Genomic DNA, 18,246 nt, shown 5'->3' on the forward strand with positions numbered 1-18,246 from the left:
CCAGGATCAAACTCTCCATAAAAGAAGTAAGCTTGATATAGCTCGTTGATTGTTTAAGTCAATCACTCTCGAAAGTACTTTTGAAGTACTCAAATTATTGGAATTAACGTTGACTTATTGTCATTCAGTTTTCAATGTTCACTACGTTTGTTAATCAAGTTTACTATATCTTCACTTAATTAACAAGACCTTTATTATTCTAAACTCAATTCTCAACATTTGCAATAGTAAATTTTACACCATTGAAATATTTTTGAATTAAATTTGTTTGCCGTTTTTAACGACTTTTACATCTTATCACCACTGTGATAAGTTGTCAATAAGAAATTTAAACTTTTTATTTCTTATTTTAAATGAGTGCTTTATTTCGCTCACAAGAATATATTGTATACAGGTCGACCTGAAAATGCAAGTCTTTTTTTAAACTTTTTACAGGAATTTAATTCAAGCTTGGACACCCTATTCATCTATCCACTTTTTAACTCATGTCCCCCCTAAAATGATACCGAGTAAAAAGGCATAAAATCTCCTTCCTACTCGGCAATAATCTTTATTGATTTGTTTTAGCAATGATTTTCTGAGCGATCTCTTTATAAATCTGTCCTAAACGATCTTCTGGTTGGTATATTGAAGGTGAAAAGTCGACAGGTTTCCATGACGGTTGCTCTAATGGCAATTGACCAAGTAAGTCACTTTGTAATTCATCAGCAAGCTTTTGACCACCGCCTTTACCGAAAATGTATTCTTTATTCCCTGTTTCTTTACTTTCAAAATAAGACATGTTCTCGATGACACCTAAAATGGAATGATCCGTATGTTTCGCCATTGCACCTGCACGCGCTGCTACAAATGCCGCTGTTGGATGTGGTGTTGTCACGATAATTTCTTTACTTGATGGCAACATCGTATGTACATCAAGTGCCACATCTCCTGTGCCTGGCGGTAAATCTAATAGTAAGTAATCTAAGTCTCCCCATTTCACTTCAGTAAAAAAGTTCGTCAACATTTTACCTAACATCGGACCACGCCAAATCACAGGGGCATTCTCTTCAACAAAGAATGCCATTGAAATCACTTTAACACCGTGACGTTCAACAGGGATGACTGTTTTACCTTCGATACCTGGCTTTTCATCAATCCCCATCATGTCCGGTACACTGAACCCGTAAATATCCGCATCAATTAAACCGACGCGTTTTCCTTCTCGTGCTAATGAGACTGCTAAATTGACTGCGACTGTTGATTTCCCAACGCCACCTTTACCTGAAGCAATGGCAATAAATTCTAAGTTATTCCCTTTCGCTAGCGCACCTTCAATTGTTTGTTCTTCTTGTTGTTGCGCCCCTGCATATTGTTTTACCTTTTCTTCAGGAAGGGTTTCAAAACGAATGCCTACTGTTTTCGCACCATTTTCTTTTAGTTTTTCCACAATCGCCATTTGTAATTCAAGTTGTGGCTGTCCTCCCAATTGAGCCATTGCAACTTTGACGCTAACATGTGCTTTTTCTTCTTTGATGGTCACCTCTACAACCCCTTCAGTTTCTTTAAGAGGTACATTAATTATTGGATCGTTAATTTCTCCAATAAGTTGTTTCACCTGTTCGACTGTTAACACTTCCGACATCTCCTTTTGTATACGCTTTATTCCTCATTTTAACAAACTTTTACACTGTTGCATAAGGTAAAAACTCCACCTATCCATAAAAATTGCGTCTCTCACTCATCAGTTCAAGCTTTTTACAAATACAAGTGTTTAGTCATACTCATTGTCTTTATTTTAGTTCGCTTTCTCATCATAATTTTTGCTTCATTTTGAATATGAAATCTAATATGTTCAATGTTTATTAATTCACTCAGCCTCCATGTATACATAAAAAAACATCAAACAACGTCATGCTGTTTGATGTTTCATCTTTCATCTTTTATCATCACATTATCGTACGACGTGGCGTTGATTACCACGTTCTTTTTTCCCTCTATCGTGAATAAAGAAACTGAGAATAAACCCGATTAATAAGAAGCCTGAAGTAACGTAAAATGCTAGATCGACACCGTGTGCCATTGCTTCACGTTGAATCATTGTTTTTGATACAGACGCATCTGGTTGATAAAGTCCTGCTCCTAAGCTCATTAATGTAACCATCAGCGCCGTGCCCATAGATCCTGAAATTGTTCGTAACGTATTCATGATTGCTGTACCATGTGACACCATATCATTTGGTAATGAGTTAATTCCAGCTGTGTTGAGCGGCATCATCAATAACGACACTGAGAATAAACGAATCGTAAAGATGATAATCACATACGTATAAGATGTATGTGCTGTCAATTGAGCCATCATCAATGTCGTAATCAAGAGTAATGCAAATCCTGGAATGACAAGTACTCTCGCACCTACTTTATCATATAAACGACCGTTCACGACCGACATGACACCGTTAATGACCGCACCAGGTAATACAACAAGTCCTGATAGTAACGCTGATAGACCGAGTGAATTTTGAATATAAATTGGAATTAACAACGCTGGACCAACCATTGACGTAAAGACAATCATAGATGAAATGGACGTTAATGTGAATGTTCTTGTACGAAAAGCAGATAATCTGAGTATGGGGTTGTCAATACGTATTTGACGGATAATAAATAAAGCCACAATAGCAATACCAACAATCAAACTGATCAATACGATTAAATCATCGAACCCACGCGCACCTGCAATACTAAAGCCGTACAACATAATACCAAAACCGAGTGTCGAGAGGACAACAGATGCTTTATCTAGAACAACTTCTTTTGTATCACTAAAGTTACGCATATAACGCCAACCGAAAATCAAGCCGATAATTGAAACAACTACCACAACGAATAACGGTGAACGCCATGAATAATTGTCAACGAGTACCCCCGACAATGTAGGTCCAATGGCTGGAGCGAACTGAATGACAAGCCCTGATAATCCCATTGCAAATCCCCGTTGATTTTTGGGAAATAACGTAAATAGCGTAAACTGACTGAGCGGCATAATCACACCTGCCCCCAACGCTTGAATGACACGTGCAGTCATCAATATTGAGAATGACGGCGCTAACGCAGCAGTGATAGAACCGACAACAAAAGTCCCCATCGCTGTTAAATACAACGTTCTTGTAGGTACTCTATCCATTAAATATGCCGTTAATGGAATCATAATACCATTCACTAGCATAAATCCTGTAACTAACCATTGAGAAGTACTTTCATGAATGTCCAGACCTCTCATAATACTAGGAAGTGCAGTATTCAATAATGTTTGGTTTAAAATTGCAATAAAGGCACTGATCAAAATAACAGCAACGATGATATTTCTTTGTGTGTTATCTACATGAACACCTCTGTGCATACACTTTCCTCCTCTTACATTTCTATACCAATGGTTTATTTTACGACCAAAAAGTTAGCTTGGCAAAGTTTTTGATTTCTCTTTAAAGGCGCGACATGACAACTCTTATTTTCGATTTAAATTCTCAGCATCTGGATAAAATACTTCTTTACAAATGTAGAGAAACGCAATGATTAACATTAACACCCAATAGTCGATTTGAATATATTGATAATGAATATGAATCACAAAATAAAACATTGTAATCATCATCGCATACGAAATCAAATGAAATGTGAAACCCTCGAGGTAAGGGTTCGGATATAATTTCTTTTGGAGCCAGTCCATCAAATACTCGACACCAAAAATCACAAAGTAACCGAGGATAATATAGCTGCCGTAATAAATTAAATTGTCATAAAATCCTTCATTATAAGTAAACATGCCAAGGCGAAAGTAGATCAGTAAGCGACTTAAGCCGAATAAGCCAAAACCGAGTAACGTTAAAAAGATAGCCCCAGAAATGACAAAAATGGAGAGGATGATTAACAAAGTGACAAAGTTAAACAAATTAAACTTACCTTTCACCAATCAAACCTCCCCATATCTTTAATTATTTATCAGAAACTGTACTTAAACTTTTATCTTTACGTGTAAACCAAACTACCCACAAACCTACTAATACTATGATACAAAATACCATAACATTTTGGATGCTCGTTTTAAAGATAACCACATCCATCGCATAAATGTATCCAATAATTGCTGATCCAATCGAATTCCCCATATTACGAGTCAGTGTAAAGAGTGACATCATCTTTTTCATACTTTCTGGAGATGTTTCTTCTTGTACCATCACACTATCTTTCGTATAAGCCGTCCCAAAGCTCATACCCAAAAAGAACAATGTCACAGCAACAACGATAGGATGAAATGCACCAATCAATACACTGATACTTCCTACAATTAAAATACCTATTGCGAGCAAATATAAACCTCGAACAGTACGGTTCGCTTCAATTTTTTCTAAAGTGAAGTTAATCAACAACCAGCCGATTGACAGAGGGAAAATGATAAGTCCACTTTGCAACGGGGTTAAACCTAAATGATCTTGTAAATAAGATGGAATAAAGACATTAAAGCCAATTAACGTTACTGCAATGAAAAAATCAGTAAAAAATGCTAAGCGTACTTTAGAGCCAAATTCTTTCGTTGGAATAAAGGACAATGACACTTTTTTTGAACGCTTGATTGTGACGCCAAAAAAGATGATAAATAAAACTAAGCAAACGACATTCATCCAAATATGACCTGTGATGAGCACACTCGCCATGAGTAATGCTAGTAACACATAAAATAAGCCCATGCCGACAAAATCAACTTTATGTTTAGACGTTGATTCACTTTCAAAATGATATGAAGTTAACACAAGCACCATCACGACGACAGCAATAGGAATATTGATGTAAAATAGCCAATGCCATGAAGAAACTTCTAAAATAAAGCCACCGAGAAATGGTCCGAGAATACTCGAGATGCCCCAGACACTGCCGACAATCCCCATCACTTTATAACGAAATGGAATCTCAAATGCGAGTTTCGGGACGATTTGTACTAATGACATGTTTACCCCAGCGCCGACACCTTGAAGTAAGCGGGCAAACACGAGCATTTCAAAATGGGAACTCATCCCTGATAAAAAACTACCGACTAAAAATAAAATTAGTCCTAACATCGTCACATAGATGATTTTAATCCGTGACATTAATTCACTTAAAATAGGAATAGATAACACAATTCCTACAAAATACACTGTAAACACGAGTGAAATGGGCTGTGTTGCATGTAGATCAGCACGCATCGTCGGTAACGCTAACGACACAATCGACGTTTCGATAGCTGCCATAAACATGGTTAAGACTAGTGAGCAAATAATACTAACTCGCTTTAAATTCATACTTTTCTACCTTTCCATAAAATATTTATTATTGCAGACATAAGGTTTGTGAAGTAAACCTATCTTAACATCGCAATTTAATCACCTTTGCCCTATTAAAAAGTTCAACTCAGCTGAAAATGAAAAAATGCTTTCAAACGCTCTCATCTTTCAATAAAGAGACCGTTCACATCAATCTGAAGCGTAAGACTCACACATTCGTCCATCACAGCACATTGGACGAATATTTAACACCTTGCTTTTATGTAAAGTTTAAAACCGTTCATTTTCATTATCTCTACTTATTGTGAATTTGATAAGCGATAAAATCAAACTTTATGTATTAAAGAAAGCAATAGAATCCATTTTTGTATCCCATTCACTCTCATTTTCCAACTGTTTTATAATCATTAATGAATCATAAGTCTATGAATAAATTAAGGTCAAAATTTTCCGATGTTCCTTTTCTTAAAACATCATTTACTATCTATAAAAGACAAGAGACTGTTATAGTGTCATCAATCCTCGCTACACGAACGATTGATGTCTCGGAACAGTCTCTTTATATGATGATTACATGTTCTTTTTATGTTGCCGGTGTACAGAAATCATGATAATGACAATGAGGATACCTAAGCCTAATGATACCCAACCTAGGAGTGGCGATGCTGTTAACGCCCCATCTCCCAACAAGTAATAATATGCGAAATACACTTGAAACAGCAATAAAACCATTAGTGCAAACATGAATAGCTTATAATGCGGCTTCATCCAAACACCCACCTACATAAAATATAAAATACCTATGAAATGAAATAATGAAGCAATGAGTATAAATATATGCCAGATCATATGAAAGTATGGTCTGTTTTTTTGTGCGTAAAACCATGCCCCTATCGTATAAGCCAAACCGCCTAATAAAATAAAAATAAAGAATAGCCATTTGGATTGGCTGATGATGATAGGTAAGTAAATCACACCGACCCATCCCATAATGAGATAAATCATCAAGCTCAACTTAGGATTCACTTTCGTTGCAATGGCTTTATATAAAATCCCCCAAATCGTCGTACCCCAAAGGATAATCATAATGGACCAACCAAGCCAACCACCTACGAGTACAAGTGAGACAGGCGTATATGTACCAGTGATTGCAACATAAATCATACTGTGATCAATGATGCGCATCACATATTTATGAGGAGACGCTTGTTGCATCGTGTGATAAACCGTTGATGAAATGAACATCAAAAAGATGCTAATGACAAATACAGACACACTGACAGACATCAATACGCCGTGATGTGCATAACTGTATACAGCCGCATAAGGTAAGGTCAATAACATGATGAATGCTGCGACACCGTGCGAGACGCTATTACCAACTTCTTCTCCAAAAGACAAAGGGCTCATTTCTTTAAATGTTTCTAACGTCGTTTTTTTCTTTGTAGCACTTTTGGTCATATTATTACCTCTATTCAATCATGTTCATACGTTTCAAATCATTTGTTGCAGTTTCGATACTGTCTTGGCCTTCTTTATTTTTCAACGGACTAAATTCCTCATCTCGAGCAACTTGTAGCGTCACAAATGAAGTAGCGTATTGAAAAATATCAAAATAAAACAGTTCAAACTTTAATGTCGGCTTTTTCACAACACCAAAATCTTCATCTAATTGCTCAAGCTCTTTAATAGCAAGATGATAAGGAAGTGATTTGTCTACTGCATTTTCAATAAATGTGCGACGAAACGCATGAATACCGATATTGGCATTGTTAAATTGATTCGCTACTTCAGGATCAAGCTCTGAATATTCTAACACTGTGTCTTTGCCACTTCGAACTGCTAGACGGCCTACCTTCTCGCCTACAAGTGGTGCAATAGATTTAGACGTCACATCTTTATGGTGATGTACAGTGAAACCAGCGAATAATGGATCCAACACTTTGACAAGAACATTATCAATATTATTCACGAAAATATACTCATTATGACGTTCAGCCATTTGATCAAGGTAACCCGCCTTTTTCAACGATTTGAAAATACCACCATTACCATTCGGTGTTTCCATAATGCTACCGTTTTTATCTAATATCAATTGTCCTTGTTCATTTAACGCCACGATATTGTCTTGTTTAAAAAAGTAAATATGTTCAGCATTATAATCGAAATGATTATGCTCTTGAAAAAATGCACGTGTAGCCTCATCATTAATATCACTTGTCATAATGTACCAATCGACAAAATGACCTGTTTTTTCTTTTAATGCCTTTAATTGGCGTGCTTGCAATTCAAACAAGCTCACACCTTCAATTTCAAATGAACCTTTAGGCCCTTTATAACCTAAACGTGTTCCTTGACCGCCCGCCATTAACAATACAGCGAATTGACCTTCTTGAATGGCTTGTAAACCGAGTTGCCGATAAAATTCTATCGTTTCGTCCGTCATATGTGCAGTTGTTTCATAGTTCACTTCTTGGACGTCTGAAACATCATCAATCGTTTGACGGTTCACATAAACTTGCTGATAGAGTGATTGAATTTCTCCTAAATCTAGTTGAGCAATTTTGTCGTTCAGTCGCTCTTTCTCGTTCGTACTCATAAGCTTTTCATATTCTGTTAAATGTGATTGATTATATTTTTCAAGTTTATGACTTTCTAACATAATAAATTGTACGCTCCTTTAATAAAGCTGTGACTCAATTTCATTAACACATCACTTCATATAATTTAATCACTATTGCAAAAAGTAATTTAAAATTTGTTTCATTGTCGACTCAAACAACAAATACAATGTGACAAAACTAAAAGTAGTCGCAAGTGATAAATCTATAGTACCACCTGTTTTAAAGTGAATTGGGAAACGTATGCGAATCGGTATCGGAAAAAATAAATGTACGCCTCTCGGTGTTAACATATCTAATATCACATGTGAAAGCATACCACAAATTATACCAATCATATAGTAAATTGGTGTTTCAATCATATGTAATGCATAGTAAACCACGAGCATAAAGAGTAAAGAATGTGTAAAAGTACGATGGCCAAACAGATGTTTGATAATCAGACTGATGATAGGCAGCCGTTGTCCAATCTTACTCCGCGTATGGCATATGTCAGGAAAAATACTCGCTAAACCAGATACAACAATGCATGTGGCCATTTCAAAAATATCTAATTGGAAATGTATGCCCACTGCAGCTCCAATAAGAATACCTGCAGCAGAGTGTGTTTTGCCGGTCATGTTAACCACCTTTCTATTGATGTGTGGATTATACCATAAAACGTACAAAAACACGAACATATTTTCGTATATCCCATCAATCCTCAAATAGTATGACACATTTAACCTTCTGTAACTCATTTTATTTGAAAAAGCGGTTTCAATCAGTTACAATGAATCTACAAATAGAAATAAAGGATGTGTTTTGTAATGGCAATGACAGTAAAGAAAAATGAAGAAGAAATTCATATTCAATGGAGAGTAGCAGATATTCACATTCCTAATGACGAAATCCTAAATGTGAGTGAAGATCAAGATATTCATGCAGTACCTGAAGTAGATGCAAAAAAAGTTTATCGTATTGGTTCTACATTTGGTAAAACAAACCGTGTGATTATCGACACAAACAAACAACAATACATTATTTATACGTTTAATGATAAAAAAGTATACAATGAAGTGACGAAGTAATACTTAAAGTTATGAAATGGGATGGCTCACGCTGTCCCATTTTTTTACGTGTTTATATTAATAAGGAATCATACAAAAAGGAAACAAGTTGGGAATTAAAAACCCGTAACCTGTTTCCTTTTTATTAGCAACATTTATCAATACCCAATCATTCAATAAAAACGATTGAGTTTGGCACAAAAATTTAAAACGGGGATGGGACATAAAAAATTTTTGATGCGATTGATGCATTATGTTTGTTCTAATTGCCCTCCCCATAACTTGTGGTTTGTGATTGACATCATGGCTTTCCTAGGGGTGGGTCCTTCAACTCACTGACGAAAATCCAATTTGGCTCCCACCCTATGTACACTTTAATCGAACCAAATTTAGTTAAGACAAATCCCTTGGGAACGCGAATTCAAAAGGGCAATCACATCAATACCAATAGAAAAATTTGCAAAGGTTGTGTCCTCGCCTGTTTTCTTTTGATTGCGCTTTGTTTTAGAAAAATAAATGTGCCACTAACACAATAATTGGTAACGTAATCAATGTACGGATTAAAAAGATTGCAAAAAGTTTTCCTAATCCAACTGGAATTTTTGATCCTAAAATAACGCCACCGACTTCTGATAAATAAATCAATTGACAGACACTTAATACACCGACAATGAATTGTGTCATTGAATTTTCGACACTTTCGATTAAGATAGATGGTAAAAACATGTCCGCAAAGCCGATAATCATTGTTTCAGAGGCCGCTTGTGCTTCTGGTACTTGTAACAACTCTAAAAGCGGTACAAATGGTAATCCAATCCATGTGAATATCGGTGTGTACGTCGCCAAAATAGTTGCTAATGTACCGACAGTCATCACGACAGGAATGACGACAAGCCACATGTCCATCACCGTTTTAAAGGCTGTAACCATGTATTGTTTAAATCCAGGCGCACGATATGCTGTCAACAGTGCATCTTCATAACCTCGACGGAATGATTCTTTGTAACTGTATTGCTTTTCTGGTCTTTCTTCAGCTGTTGCACCATCTGAATAACGGTCTTCTACATAGCGCAAAGGCCAAATTCTAGGCATAATGAGTGCTGCGATGAAACAGGCTAACACGACTGTCCCATAAAAAAGTGCGAAACGATGAATTAAGCCAATCGTTTCTGCTATTACAATCGCAAATGTTAATGAAACGACACTGAACGTCGTCGCAATGACTGTAGCTTCTCGTCGTGTATAATACCCTTCATCATATTGTTTGCTCGTAATCATCACGCCGACTGTGCCATCACCGATAAATGATGCGAGGTTGTCTACAGTTGAACGTCCTGGAAGTGTAAACAACGGTCGCATAACAGGTCTGAAAATCGGACCTAAAAACTCTAGTAAACCGTATTCAAGCAATAATGGTAAAAAGATTGCCGCAAAGAAGAATACTGCGACTAGCGTTGGGAGCAATCCTGTAAAAATAAGACCTCCCGTATCTTCTGAATATACCCATGAAAATCCTTTGTTTAAAAATGTCATACAAACGATAATGATCGCCAGCATCCGAATGACAAACCATGGCCATGTCACAATAAATGCATTCGCTCTAAAGCTATTCTTCGGTATACGATGCTTTAAAACGGTGCTACATAATATCGTCAAAATCCCTGAAACGATAATAATCAGCAAAATGATCCATGGAATCGCTGGTCCGAGTATCGCTTGAAATTGTTTTGCTAAAAATGCAATAGGTAACGTTGTCGTACGTTTCCCATCTTCTATCACAGGGAGTGGAATTAAAAACAGCACAATTCCAATGAGTGAAAGAACAATAAATTTCAATCTCCCTGTATTTTTTTCTTTCTGATTCAAATCTTCCATTTCCTCCCGCCTTCTCCCCTTAGTATCAGACAGTTCAACAATTGATATAAATTATACAAAATATCCTATATATATGCAATATTCAATCAAACACAAACGATTTTATTGCAAGTTTATCCGTTACATTTTTCGTAACACATAAAGGAAATATGGTGCACCAATAATCGCAATCAACACGCCGACTGGTATATCAATAGGCGGTGCAATGATACGTGCCAAACCATCCGCAATAACCATTAATAATGCACCTACTAATCCTGACATCGCAACGATATGACGGTGTTGGTGACCGACAAGACTTCTTGCAATGTGTGGCGCAATGAGTCCTAAAAAGCTTAATCCACCAACTACAGAAATTGCTGCACCTGCCAACATCACGGATGTGAAGAGTAAAATCATTTTCGTGCGTTGTACATGCGTACCCAACGCCGTCGCAACTTCTTCTCCTAAATGTAAAATATCGAGCTTTCTCGCATATAAGAAAATGACAGGAATCGCTACAATCAGCCAAGGTAAAATAGTCAACACATGGTCCATCGAACGACCGAAAAGACTGCCGGTTAACCATACAAGTGCAATGTTGGCTTCCATAGGGTTACGGATGAGTAAGTATTGTACTAACGCCATCGCAACAGCACCAATTGCCATCCCGATCAGCGCCAGTTGTGAACCTTTAATCCCCTGCCAACTAATCAACAGGGATAAAATGAGACTGATGACTAATGCCCCAATAAATGAAGCAACTGGAAGCACAAATAAAGGCGCAGTCGGGAACACAATAATGACAATAACCGCCGCTAAACTTGCCCCTTTCGTAATCCCAATAACATCCGGTGACGCAAGAGGATTTCGAATGACACCTTGAATGACTGCACCCGAAATTGCTAATGCCGCTCCGACTAATATACCGAGTAACATACGGGGTACTCTAAATTCACTTAATATAAAGTTGTCACCTGACCATACTTCTTTTATTACCGCAATCGGTGAAATCCAAACCGCACCTGCACTTAAACTTAGGATGGCGCCCACAATAAGAAGTCCGATGATTAAACTATAGCGTCTACCAAAATGAATATTCATCGTGTTTTCACTCCTCTCATTGTAATCCATAAGAAGTATAACGCGCCGACAAAGGATGTTACGATGCCGACTGGTGATTCGAATGGAAAGGCAATTAAACGGCTAATGACGTCAGAAATCAATAATAAATTAGCCCCCATAATCATAGACAATGTAATGATTAAAAAATAATTCCGGTTCAAATAATGTTTGACGATATGTGGCACGATGAGACCAACGAAACCTATAGGGCCTGCAATAGACACACTCGCACCTGCTAAAATGATGACGAGTAGTCCAGCTAAGGCACGAATGCGTTTCGTATTTTGGCCGAGACCTGTTGCCAACTGATCCCCTAGATTTAAAATCGCAAGTTGACGCCCAAGTAACAGTGCGGCGATAAGTCCACCGATGATCCACGGTAAAACTTGGAATATTTGCGGCCATTTAATCGTATGCAACGCACCGACAAGCCAAAACATCACTGTTGTCGTAGCATCTTCATTTAACAATATGATACCTTGCGTTAAGCTTGTGAAAAATAAGTGGATCGTCATCCCTGCAAGTGCTAATTTTACGGGCGTCATTCCTTTAGTCGTATCAGCAAGTGTATAAACGGTAAAGCCTCCGATAAATGCACCGACAAAGGCAAACACTACAGTATTATCAGCTAATGCAGGGAGAAAAACAGTAATGAGGACGACTATAAACGAAGCGCCCGCATTGACACCGAAAATTTGTGGGGAAGCAAGTGGATTGCGTGTAATCGCTTGCATTAGTACCCCTGCAACAGCCAATGCGGCGCCAATCATCGCACTTGCAATCATCCTTGGCATTCGTACGTTATGTATTAAAAATGTTGCTTTTGTTGTTTTCAGATGAAAGAAATAATCTAACATCGATTGAAAAGAAATTTTTGATGAACCGATTGCAAGATTTAAATAAACTGCAAAAATAAGAAAGCACACGCTTACAATAAACGTAAGCGTAGTGCGTCTTCTTTGGTGATGTTCATCATTTAATTTTGTATTTAACTTTGACATAACAAATCACCTTTTATATTCAATGACATGAGCTTGGGATACTTACATTTTAGCCCGTTCATCTATCATGCACGTAAACTCACTAGAATCGTACATTGAACGAACTCACTTAATGCGTTAATTTTTCTATCCCTATCGAACTCCTACTTGTCGTTGCTTTCCTTTTTAGAAATTTCAACAAGTTCTTTTGCAATTTCTTCTGAAGAGATTAATCCTCTTGATTTTGCCCATGTTTGACGATCAACAACATGAACGCGATTATTTTTAACCGCTTCGATTTGACTCCAAACTGGGTCTTTTTTCATTTTAGCGTAATATGGATCATTTTCGCCATTCACCATAATAAACATACGCTCAGGGTTCACTTCAGCTAATTGTTCTGAGTTCATATTTAAGTATGGTGCGTTTAAGTATTCAGGTAATTGATCTGCAACTTCTTTAGTTAATGCTTCTTTGAAACCAAGGTCACGCAAAAATTGACCAACATATGATTTGTCAGAGTGTGCTAAAAAACCTGATTGAGAAATTACAGCTGGTAAAACTTTTTTGTCTTTATCCATTGTAACTTGTTTCGTGTACTTATCAATTTTTTCTTCATGTTCTTTTAATCGTTTGTCAGCTTGATCTTCTTTAGATAATGCTTTGGCGATTGTTTTGAACGCTTCGATATTGTCTTTGTAGTCAGAATCTAGACTTGGTAATAAAATAGTTGGTGCGATTTTACTTAATTGCTCATAGTTCCCTTTATGACGGTTATTATCCGCAATAATTAAATCAGGTTTAAGTTCACTGATGACTTCTAAGTTAGGTTGTTTACGTGCACCTACTGATTTGTAATCGCCCACTTTATCGCGTAGTGGATCGATAAGGTTTGATTTTTTACCATCATCCGCGATCCCCACTGGTTTCACACCTAATGCGACTAAAGCATCCACAAATGAATATTCTAAAGCGACAACTCTTTTAGGCTCTTTGTCAATTTTAGTTGTGCCACCGTCGTGCTTAATTTCAACACTTTTTGTACCTTCTGACTTCTCTTTTGACTTGTCAGTATCACTTACATTGCCACAAGCTGCAACAATGATCATTACAGCAATTAGGGCGACAATCCCCCACCATTTCTTTGTTTTCACTATTCTGCCACTCCTTTGAACTATGTTTTTCAAATACATTTTAATAATAGTTGATAACGATTCTCAATGTCAATACTGTTTGATAAAATTATTCTTTTTGATATCGACAAATCCCCTTACCAATTGCTCAATGCCCAAATCTTCTTCATAACTTCTCGGAATATGTTGCATATGCATGCTATGTGCGAGCGCGCTATAATCTAAGTGGAACTCAATCTTGTCGCCAAGTTGATAATAATCTGCAAGTCCTAGATTCATCATGAGTGTATCGCTAGAGTGACCGACAATTTTAAGCTGATGATCTACAGGTTGAATACCAGCAATAACGGTGTCGAGCTGTCCAATATCGACTAAAGCTTGCATATAAGATTGACGTGTTTCAAGGTTTAAGCGCGGTTTAATCTCTAAAATACGCCCACTTAATGTCACTGCATTATCAAATAAATACGGCAAGCGCATGTTATAAGCCGTCTCATAGCCTCTAAATAGTGCTTCACCGATTCGTAATTCATTAATACGTCCGAGATCCGCATACATTGCTAGTGTCAACATGCTCGAATTCCCACCTGAAATCGTCTTGAATTTCACGCCTGTGTCTCGTTCAACTGATTCTATAAAATAATTGATATACACAATATCTTCTTCAGTCGGTGGAATTTGACGGAAACACATGAAGTTAAATGACAGTCCCTTTAAATAGACCCCTTTTAAGCGAATAATTTCTTTAATGAGTGGCACAACTTCATATGTGAGTGCACCTTCTCGCCCGTCTTTCCAATCGACCATTAAATAAATATGATGTTTTACGCCTTGTGCAACCGCTTCGTCACTGAGCGCGCGAATCGTCTCCAGTTCTGTTTGGATGCTGATTTGACTATAGCGAACAACATCGTGGATTTCATTTGGCAGTGCCCCTTTAATCATCATATCGTGTTCAGTGGGATGTTGTTCATTCGTCATCATCGCTGTTAACCGTGATTCAGCCAAAGTGTTAAAACCCATTTCACGAAACTGTTGACGCACTTTGGGATCGCCACCCATACACTTCGTCACTGGAATCATACGTATCCCTTGTTCTGCAAGCATGTGCTGTAAAACCATCGCATTATATTTAATTTTACTCAGATTAATGTGTATTTGAGGCATAAACTACAGCTCTCTTTCTAAAGGATTTTTTATGTCTATTTGCACGTATTGTTTTACTTTTTGTTCCATTCTCATATTAAGTAACGCTTTAACGGTCATCTTCTCACCGAATAAAATACGTTTTAGCGCATCTGCATGTGGACGTGTTGGATCAATGGATGCCTCGATTTCTGCTGCTGCGATAGTATACAATGTCGCTTCGTCAATTTGATGTTTATGATGGAAATGATGAATCAAAGTACCGAGTTGATTTTGAATAACTGCATGCTGAAACTTTGCGATGACTGCTTCAATCTTATCACTCACTAAGCTGTCGTTCGTAATTTCAAAATCAGGGACCGTTTGTTTTAATGTTTCAGGATAAATCCGCGAACCTCCTAAGTCACGTACAATAAAGGACAGTGTCTCATTTTCTTTATCCATTTGCAGAATTGTATTTTGTTGATGTGCTTCTAACGCGATACCGTATTGTTGAATATACGCAATGAGTGGCGGAATCAGTGCTTCCATGTATTGACGCATAAACTGCTGTATCGTTTCCCCATTCATGTCCCCGTATAGATACTCAATCAAACTATCGACGACGACTTGGCCATCGACAGGATTTACTTGCGTCAGAACAGCTGTCACAAGTTGCGTATAGTCATGTGTATGCACTTCAGGAGAATGACGCACAATCATCGCAAACTGACGTGCCAAATCTGCTTCCACATCAATATGCGCGCCATACGGTTCACTTGCAACAGTCAAGGTCGGATAAATGTCTAACATGTCTTGTAATTGATAACTGAGTTTAGGACCATCGACCGTCGTCACAGTCGAAACAGTACGCACAGCACTCGTTGCTTGAACGTTAACAGGCAATTTCACATGATATGGGTAATGCAATAAGCGCATCGTTCTAAATGATAATGTCGCTTTCGAATCTACTGTAAATGGGGTTGGAATAACGTCGTGTTGCGCAATCATGGTTTTAAACCGCGTCGTAATCACATTAGTATATTGCCATGGATGAACGAGCATAATCCGATAATCATCCAACGTCCCCTCATATGTTTGCATCCATTGTCTTAATTGACTTTCTTTATCTGGGAACATCTTTCTCAATACGAAATCCTCTTCACCAGTCATTGTTGTACTTTTTAATAACGCTTTACGTACGAGTACCATTTTTAATGGAATGGTTTTCATAAATTCTGGCGCATATTGTTGAATTTCTTCTGCATTGAGTGGCAATTTCGTTTTCGTTAATGGATGTGACGGGTGCCCTTCCCAAACCATACCTTCCGTGTAACCAAGTACTGAAAATAATTCATCACCATTCATATGATTTAACCATGCAATAAAGTTCAGCGTGTCTGGCATGCGTGAAAATTTTAACGAATGCCGCATCACACGTTCACGTTGACGCAGCTGTTGATAGCTCAGTTCAAGACCGAGACGACTATGTAGCAACTCTTCAACCAATTGATCGTGAAACGTTATGCCAAAATGCGTGCCTAAAATCTCTATCAATTGTTCTACTGTTTCAATCGTGACGTCCTCCGTGCCAACACGATAAACAATAGGACCGCTCAATTCGAGTTGGTATAACGTACTTATCGTCTCATATTGAACTGCTAACACATGTTGATGATATTGAATCATGACTTGATTTTGTTTGAATTGAAGTTGTGTTTTTTCAGGAAATAATTGTTCTTTCATACATGCGATGAGAATCCGATATTGAATATTTTGATCTGCATTCAGTTTATGCGTGAGTGTCATGAACTGTCTTGCCTCCATTCATCTTAAAATTTGTTAAAAAGCCTAAAATTGCAATGATGGTCGTCGCGCCACCCATAACTAAAAAGGTCGTCGTAATACCAATCAACTCTGTAAAATAACTGAGCAACATTGCGCCAAGTGGAATCATCCCTCTATCCATCATAATGACGCTTAAAATTTTACCTCTACTCTCTTGTTCAACATCATTTTGAAAGTAAATGCGATTCGTCGTTCGTGCAAACTGACCAAAGAGCCCAACGAAAAAGATCATTAAAAATAAGCCTATTTCGCCAAGGGGGTATAATAAAAGTAACGCAATACCAAACAGTATCGAACTGAGATAATAACAATTGTCAGTTGAAAATTTTTGTAGTACATAAGGAATCGTGAGCGTTGCTAATATACCACCTATTGCACTCACTGTCATCGCTGTACCAAATACCGATGCGCTATTAGGATATACCTCGTCTGTTAAAATCGGTAACATTGTGGTATAAGAATAACCCATCGCCATGATGAGTAGCGACGTCATAAAAATTCTTCTCCCTTGCAAATGCAGTTTAAAATATTGCATCGCGACAGCTATTGAAAATTGCTTGTTTTTAACAGGTTTAACGACTGCCAATTTTAACGGAAGGCTTGAAACGAGTGCAAGTGCATAACAAATCGTTTGTACGACAAATGCAATCGGCACATCATACACTGCAATGATAAAGCCCGCCACAGCAGGTCCGATTGAGCGACAAACATTTAACAAAAAGGAATGATATGAAACAGCTTTAGAAACAGAAAGTCTTTCGGAGATGTCGGGTAGCACAGCTTGTCTCACCGGTGTTTCAATGGCACTCATACAACCGCGCAAACAGGCATATATGTATAAATAAAACATGGGTATGTCATTCATGAACAATACACATACCGTTAAAGTACCTGTAATGACCATCGAACTGGTCACAGTCATTTTAATCAGCGTTGAACGACGGTAACGATCAGCAATACTGCCTGCCCATAAACTTAAAATGAAAATCGGTGCAAGTCTAAAGAAGTTGATGAGTGCAAGGTCCATTGGGTTTTCATTGAGTTGATAAGCATACCAGTTGAGTGCAATCTGACCAATCCAATTCCCTAAAAATAGTAAAAAGGTACTCGGAAAAAACCATTTTGCCAAAATATTCACCTTCTTTAATTGATAATGATTCTCATTTCCGATATTATGGATTATACGAATCCTTTTCGTATTTGTAAAATAA

16 protein-coding genes are annotated in these 18,246 nt (G+C 37.5%); 1 reads left to right on the plus strand and 15 read right to left on the minus strand.

Annotated features, from left to right (window positions below):
- Positions 1-550 precede the first annotated feature (550 nt).
- From BJK46_RS11125 to BJK46_RS11160, 8 genes are all read right to left on the minus strand, one after another.
- A complete protein-coding gene (locus BJK46_RS11125) occupies positions 551-1,615 on the minus strand; it encodes an Mrp/NBP35 family ATP-binding protein (RefSeq protein ID WP_065520406.1) in 1,065 nt (354 codons plus the stop codon).
- A gap of 318 nt (positions 1,616-1,933) precedes the next feature.
- Positions 1,934-3,382 (minus strand): MDR family MFS transporter, encoded by a 1,449-nt coding sequence (locus BJK46_RS11130; protein WP_103263679.1) that lies wholly within the window; start codon positions 3,380-3,382, stop codon positions 1,934-1,936.
- 105 nt (positions 3,383-3,487) lie between these two features.
- On the minus strand, positions 3,488-3,949 hold the full coding sequence (locus BJK46_RS11135) for a SepA family multidrug efflux transporter (RefSeq protein WP_014613283.1): 462 nt from the start codon (positions 3,947-3,949) through the stop codon (positions 3,488-3,490).
- A 25-nt stretch (positions 3,950-3,974) separates the two neighbouring features.
- On the minus strand, positions 3,975-5,318 hold the full coding sequence (sdrM, locus tag BJK46_RS11140; protein WP_063279141.1) for a multidrug efflux MFS transporter SdrM: 1,344 nt from the start codon (positions 5,316-5,318) through the stop codon (positions 3,975-3,977).
- A 552-nt stretch (positions 5,319-5,870) separates the two neighbouring features.
- A complete protein-coding gene (locus BJK46_RS11145) occupies positions 5,871-6,068 on the minus strand; it encodes a hypothetical protein (protein ID WP_014613281.1) in 198 nt (65 codons plus the stop codon).
- A 12-nt stretch (positions 6,069-6,080) separates the two neighbouring features.
- Positions 6,081-6,761, minus strand: a complete 681-nt coding sequence (gene trhA / locus BJK46_RS11150) for a PAQR family membrane homeostasis protein TrhA (RefSeq protein WP_014613280.1) — start codon at positions 6,759-6,761, stop codon at positions 6,081-6,083.
- A gap of 10 nt (positions 6,762-6,771) precedes the next feature.
- Positions 6,772-7,962 carry a UTP--glucose-1-phosphate uridylyltransferase gene (locus tag BJK46_RS11155; RefSeq protein WP_014613279.1) on the minus strand — a complete coding sequence of 397 codons (1,191 nt, stop codon included), beginning with the start codon at positions 7,960-7,962 and terminating at the stop codon, positions 6,772-6,774.
- A gap of 72 nt (positions 7,963-8,034) precedes the next feature.
- Positions 8,035-8,541, minus strand: a complete 507-nt coding sequence (locus tag BJK46_RS11160) for a metal-dependent hydrolase (RefSeq protein WP_015729479.1) — start codon at positions 8,539-8,541, stop codon at positions 8,035-8,037.
- 189 nt (positions 8,542-8,730) lie between these two features.
- Between BJK46_RS11160 and BJK46_RS11165 the strand changes: the two genes are divergently transcribed.
- Positions 8,731-8,991: a SunI/YnzG family protein gene (locus BJK46_RS11165; protein ID WP_014613277.1), complete on the plus strand. Its 261-nt coding sequence runs from the start codon at positions 8,731-8,733 to the stop codon at positions 8,989-8,991.
- A 483-nt stretch (positions 8,992-9,474) separates the two neighbouring features.
- On the opposite strand, the gene BJK46_RS11170 is transcribed toward BJK46_RS11165, so the two are convergent.
- From BJK46_RS11170 to BJK46_RS11200, 7 genes are all read right to left on the minus strand, one after another.
- Positions 9,475-10,845, minus strand: coding sequence for a YjiH family protein (locus tag BJK46_RS11170; protein ID WP_014613276.1), 1,371 nt, complete (start codon positions 10,843-10,845; stop codon positions 9,475-9,477).
- A 120-nt stretch (positions 10,846-10,965) separates the two neighbouring features.
- Positions 10,966-11,928, minus strand: coding sequence for a FecCD family ABC transporter permease (locus tag BJK46_RS11175; protein WP_014613275.1), 963 nt, complete (start codon positions 11,926-11,928; stop codon positions 10,966-10,968).
- Entirely contained in the window at positions 11,925-12,950 is a 1,026-nt protein-coding gene (locus BJK46_RS11180; protein WP_014613274.1) for a FecCD family ABC transporter permease, read from the minus strand. The genes BJK46_RS11175 and BJK46_RS11180 overlap by 4 nt, the downstream gene beginning before the upstream one ends.
- 143 nt (positions 12,951-13,093) lie before the next feature.
- The gene (locus BJK46_RS11185) at positions 13,094-14,083 is read right to left on the minus strand and encodes an ABC transporter substrate-binding protein (protein WP_014613273.1); all 990 of its coding nucleotides are present in this window, start codon (positions 14,081-14,083) and stop codon (positions 13,094-13,096) included.
- 69 nt (positions 14,084-14,152) lie between these two features.
- Positions 14,153-15,229: an alanine racemase gene (locus tag BJK46_RS11190; protein ID WP_015729484.1), complete on the minus strand. Its 1,077-nt coding sequence runs from the start codon at positions 15,227-15,229 to the stop codon at positions 14,153-14,155.
- Positions 15,230-15,232: 3 nt separating this feature from the next.
- Positions 15,233-16,996 (minus strand): IucA/IucC family protein, encoded by a 1,764-nt coding sequence (locus tag BJK46_RS11195; protein ID WP_099986742.1) that lies wholly within the window; start codon positions 16,994-16,996, stop codon positions 15,233-15,235.
- Positions 16,980-18,164: an MFS transporter gene (locus BJK46_RS11200; RefSeq protein ID WP_065520400.1), complete on the minus strand. Its 1,185-nt coding sequence runs from the start codon at positions 18,162-18,164 to the stop codon at positions 16,980-16,982. Before BJK46_RS11200 ends, BJK46_RS11195 begins: the two co-directional genes overlap by 17 nt.
- Positions 18,165-18,246: the final 82 nt, after the last annotated feature.

The sequence above is a fragment of the Staphylococcus pseudintermedius genome, assembly GCF_001792775.2.
GTDB classification, from domain to species: Bacteria; Bacillota; Bacilli; order Staphylococcales; family Staphylococcaceae; genus Staphylococcus; species Staphylococcus pseudintermedius.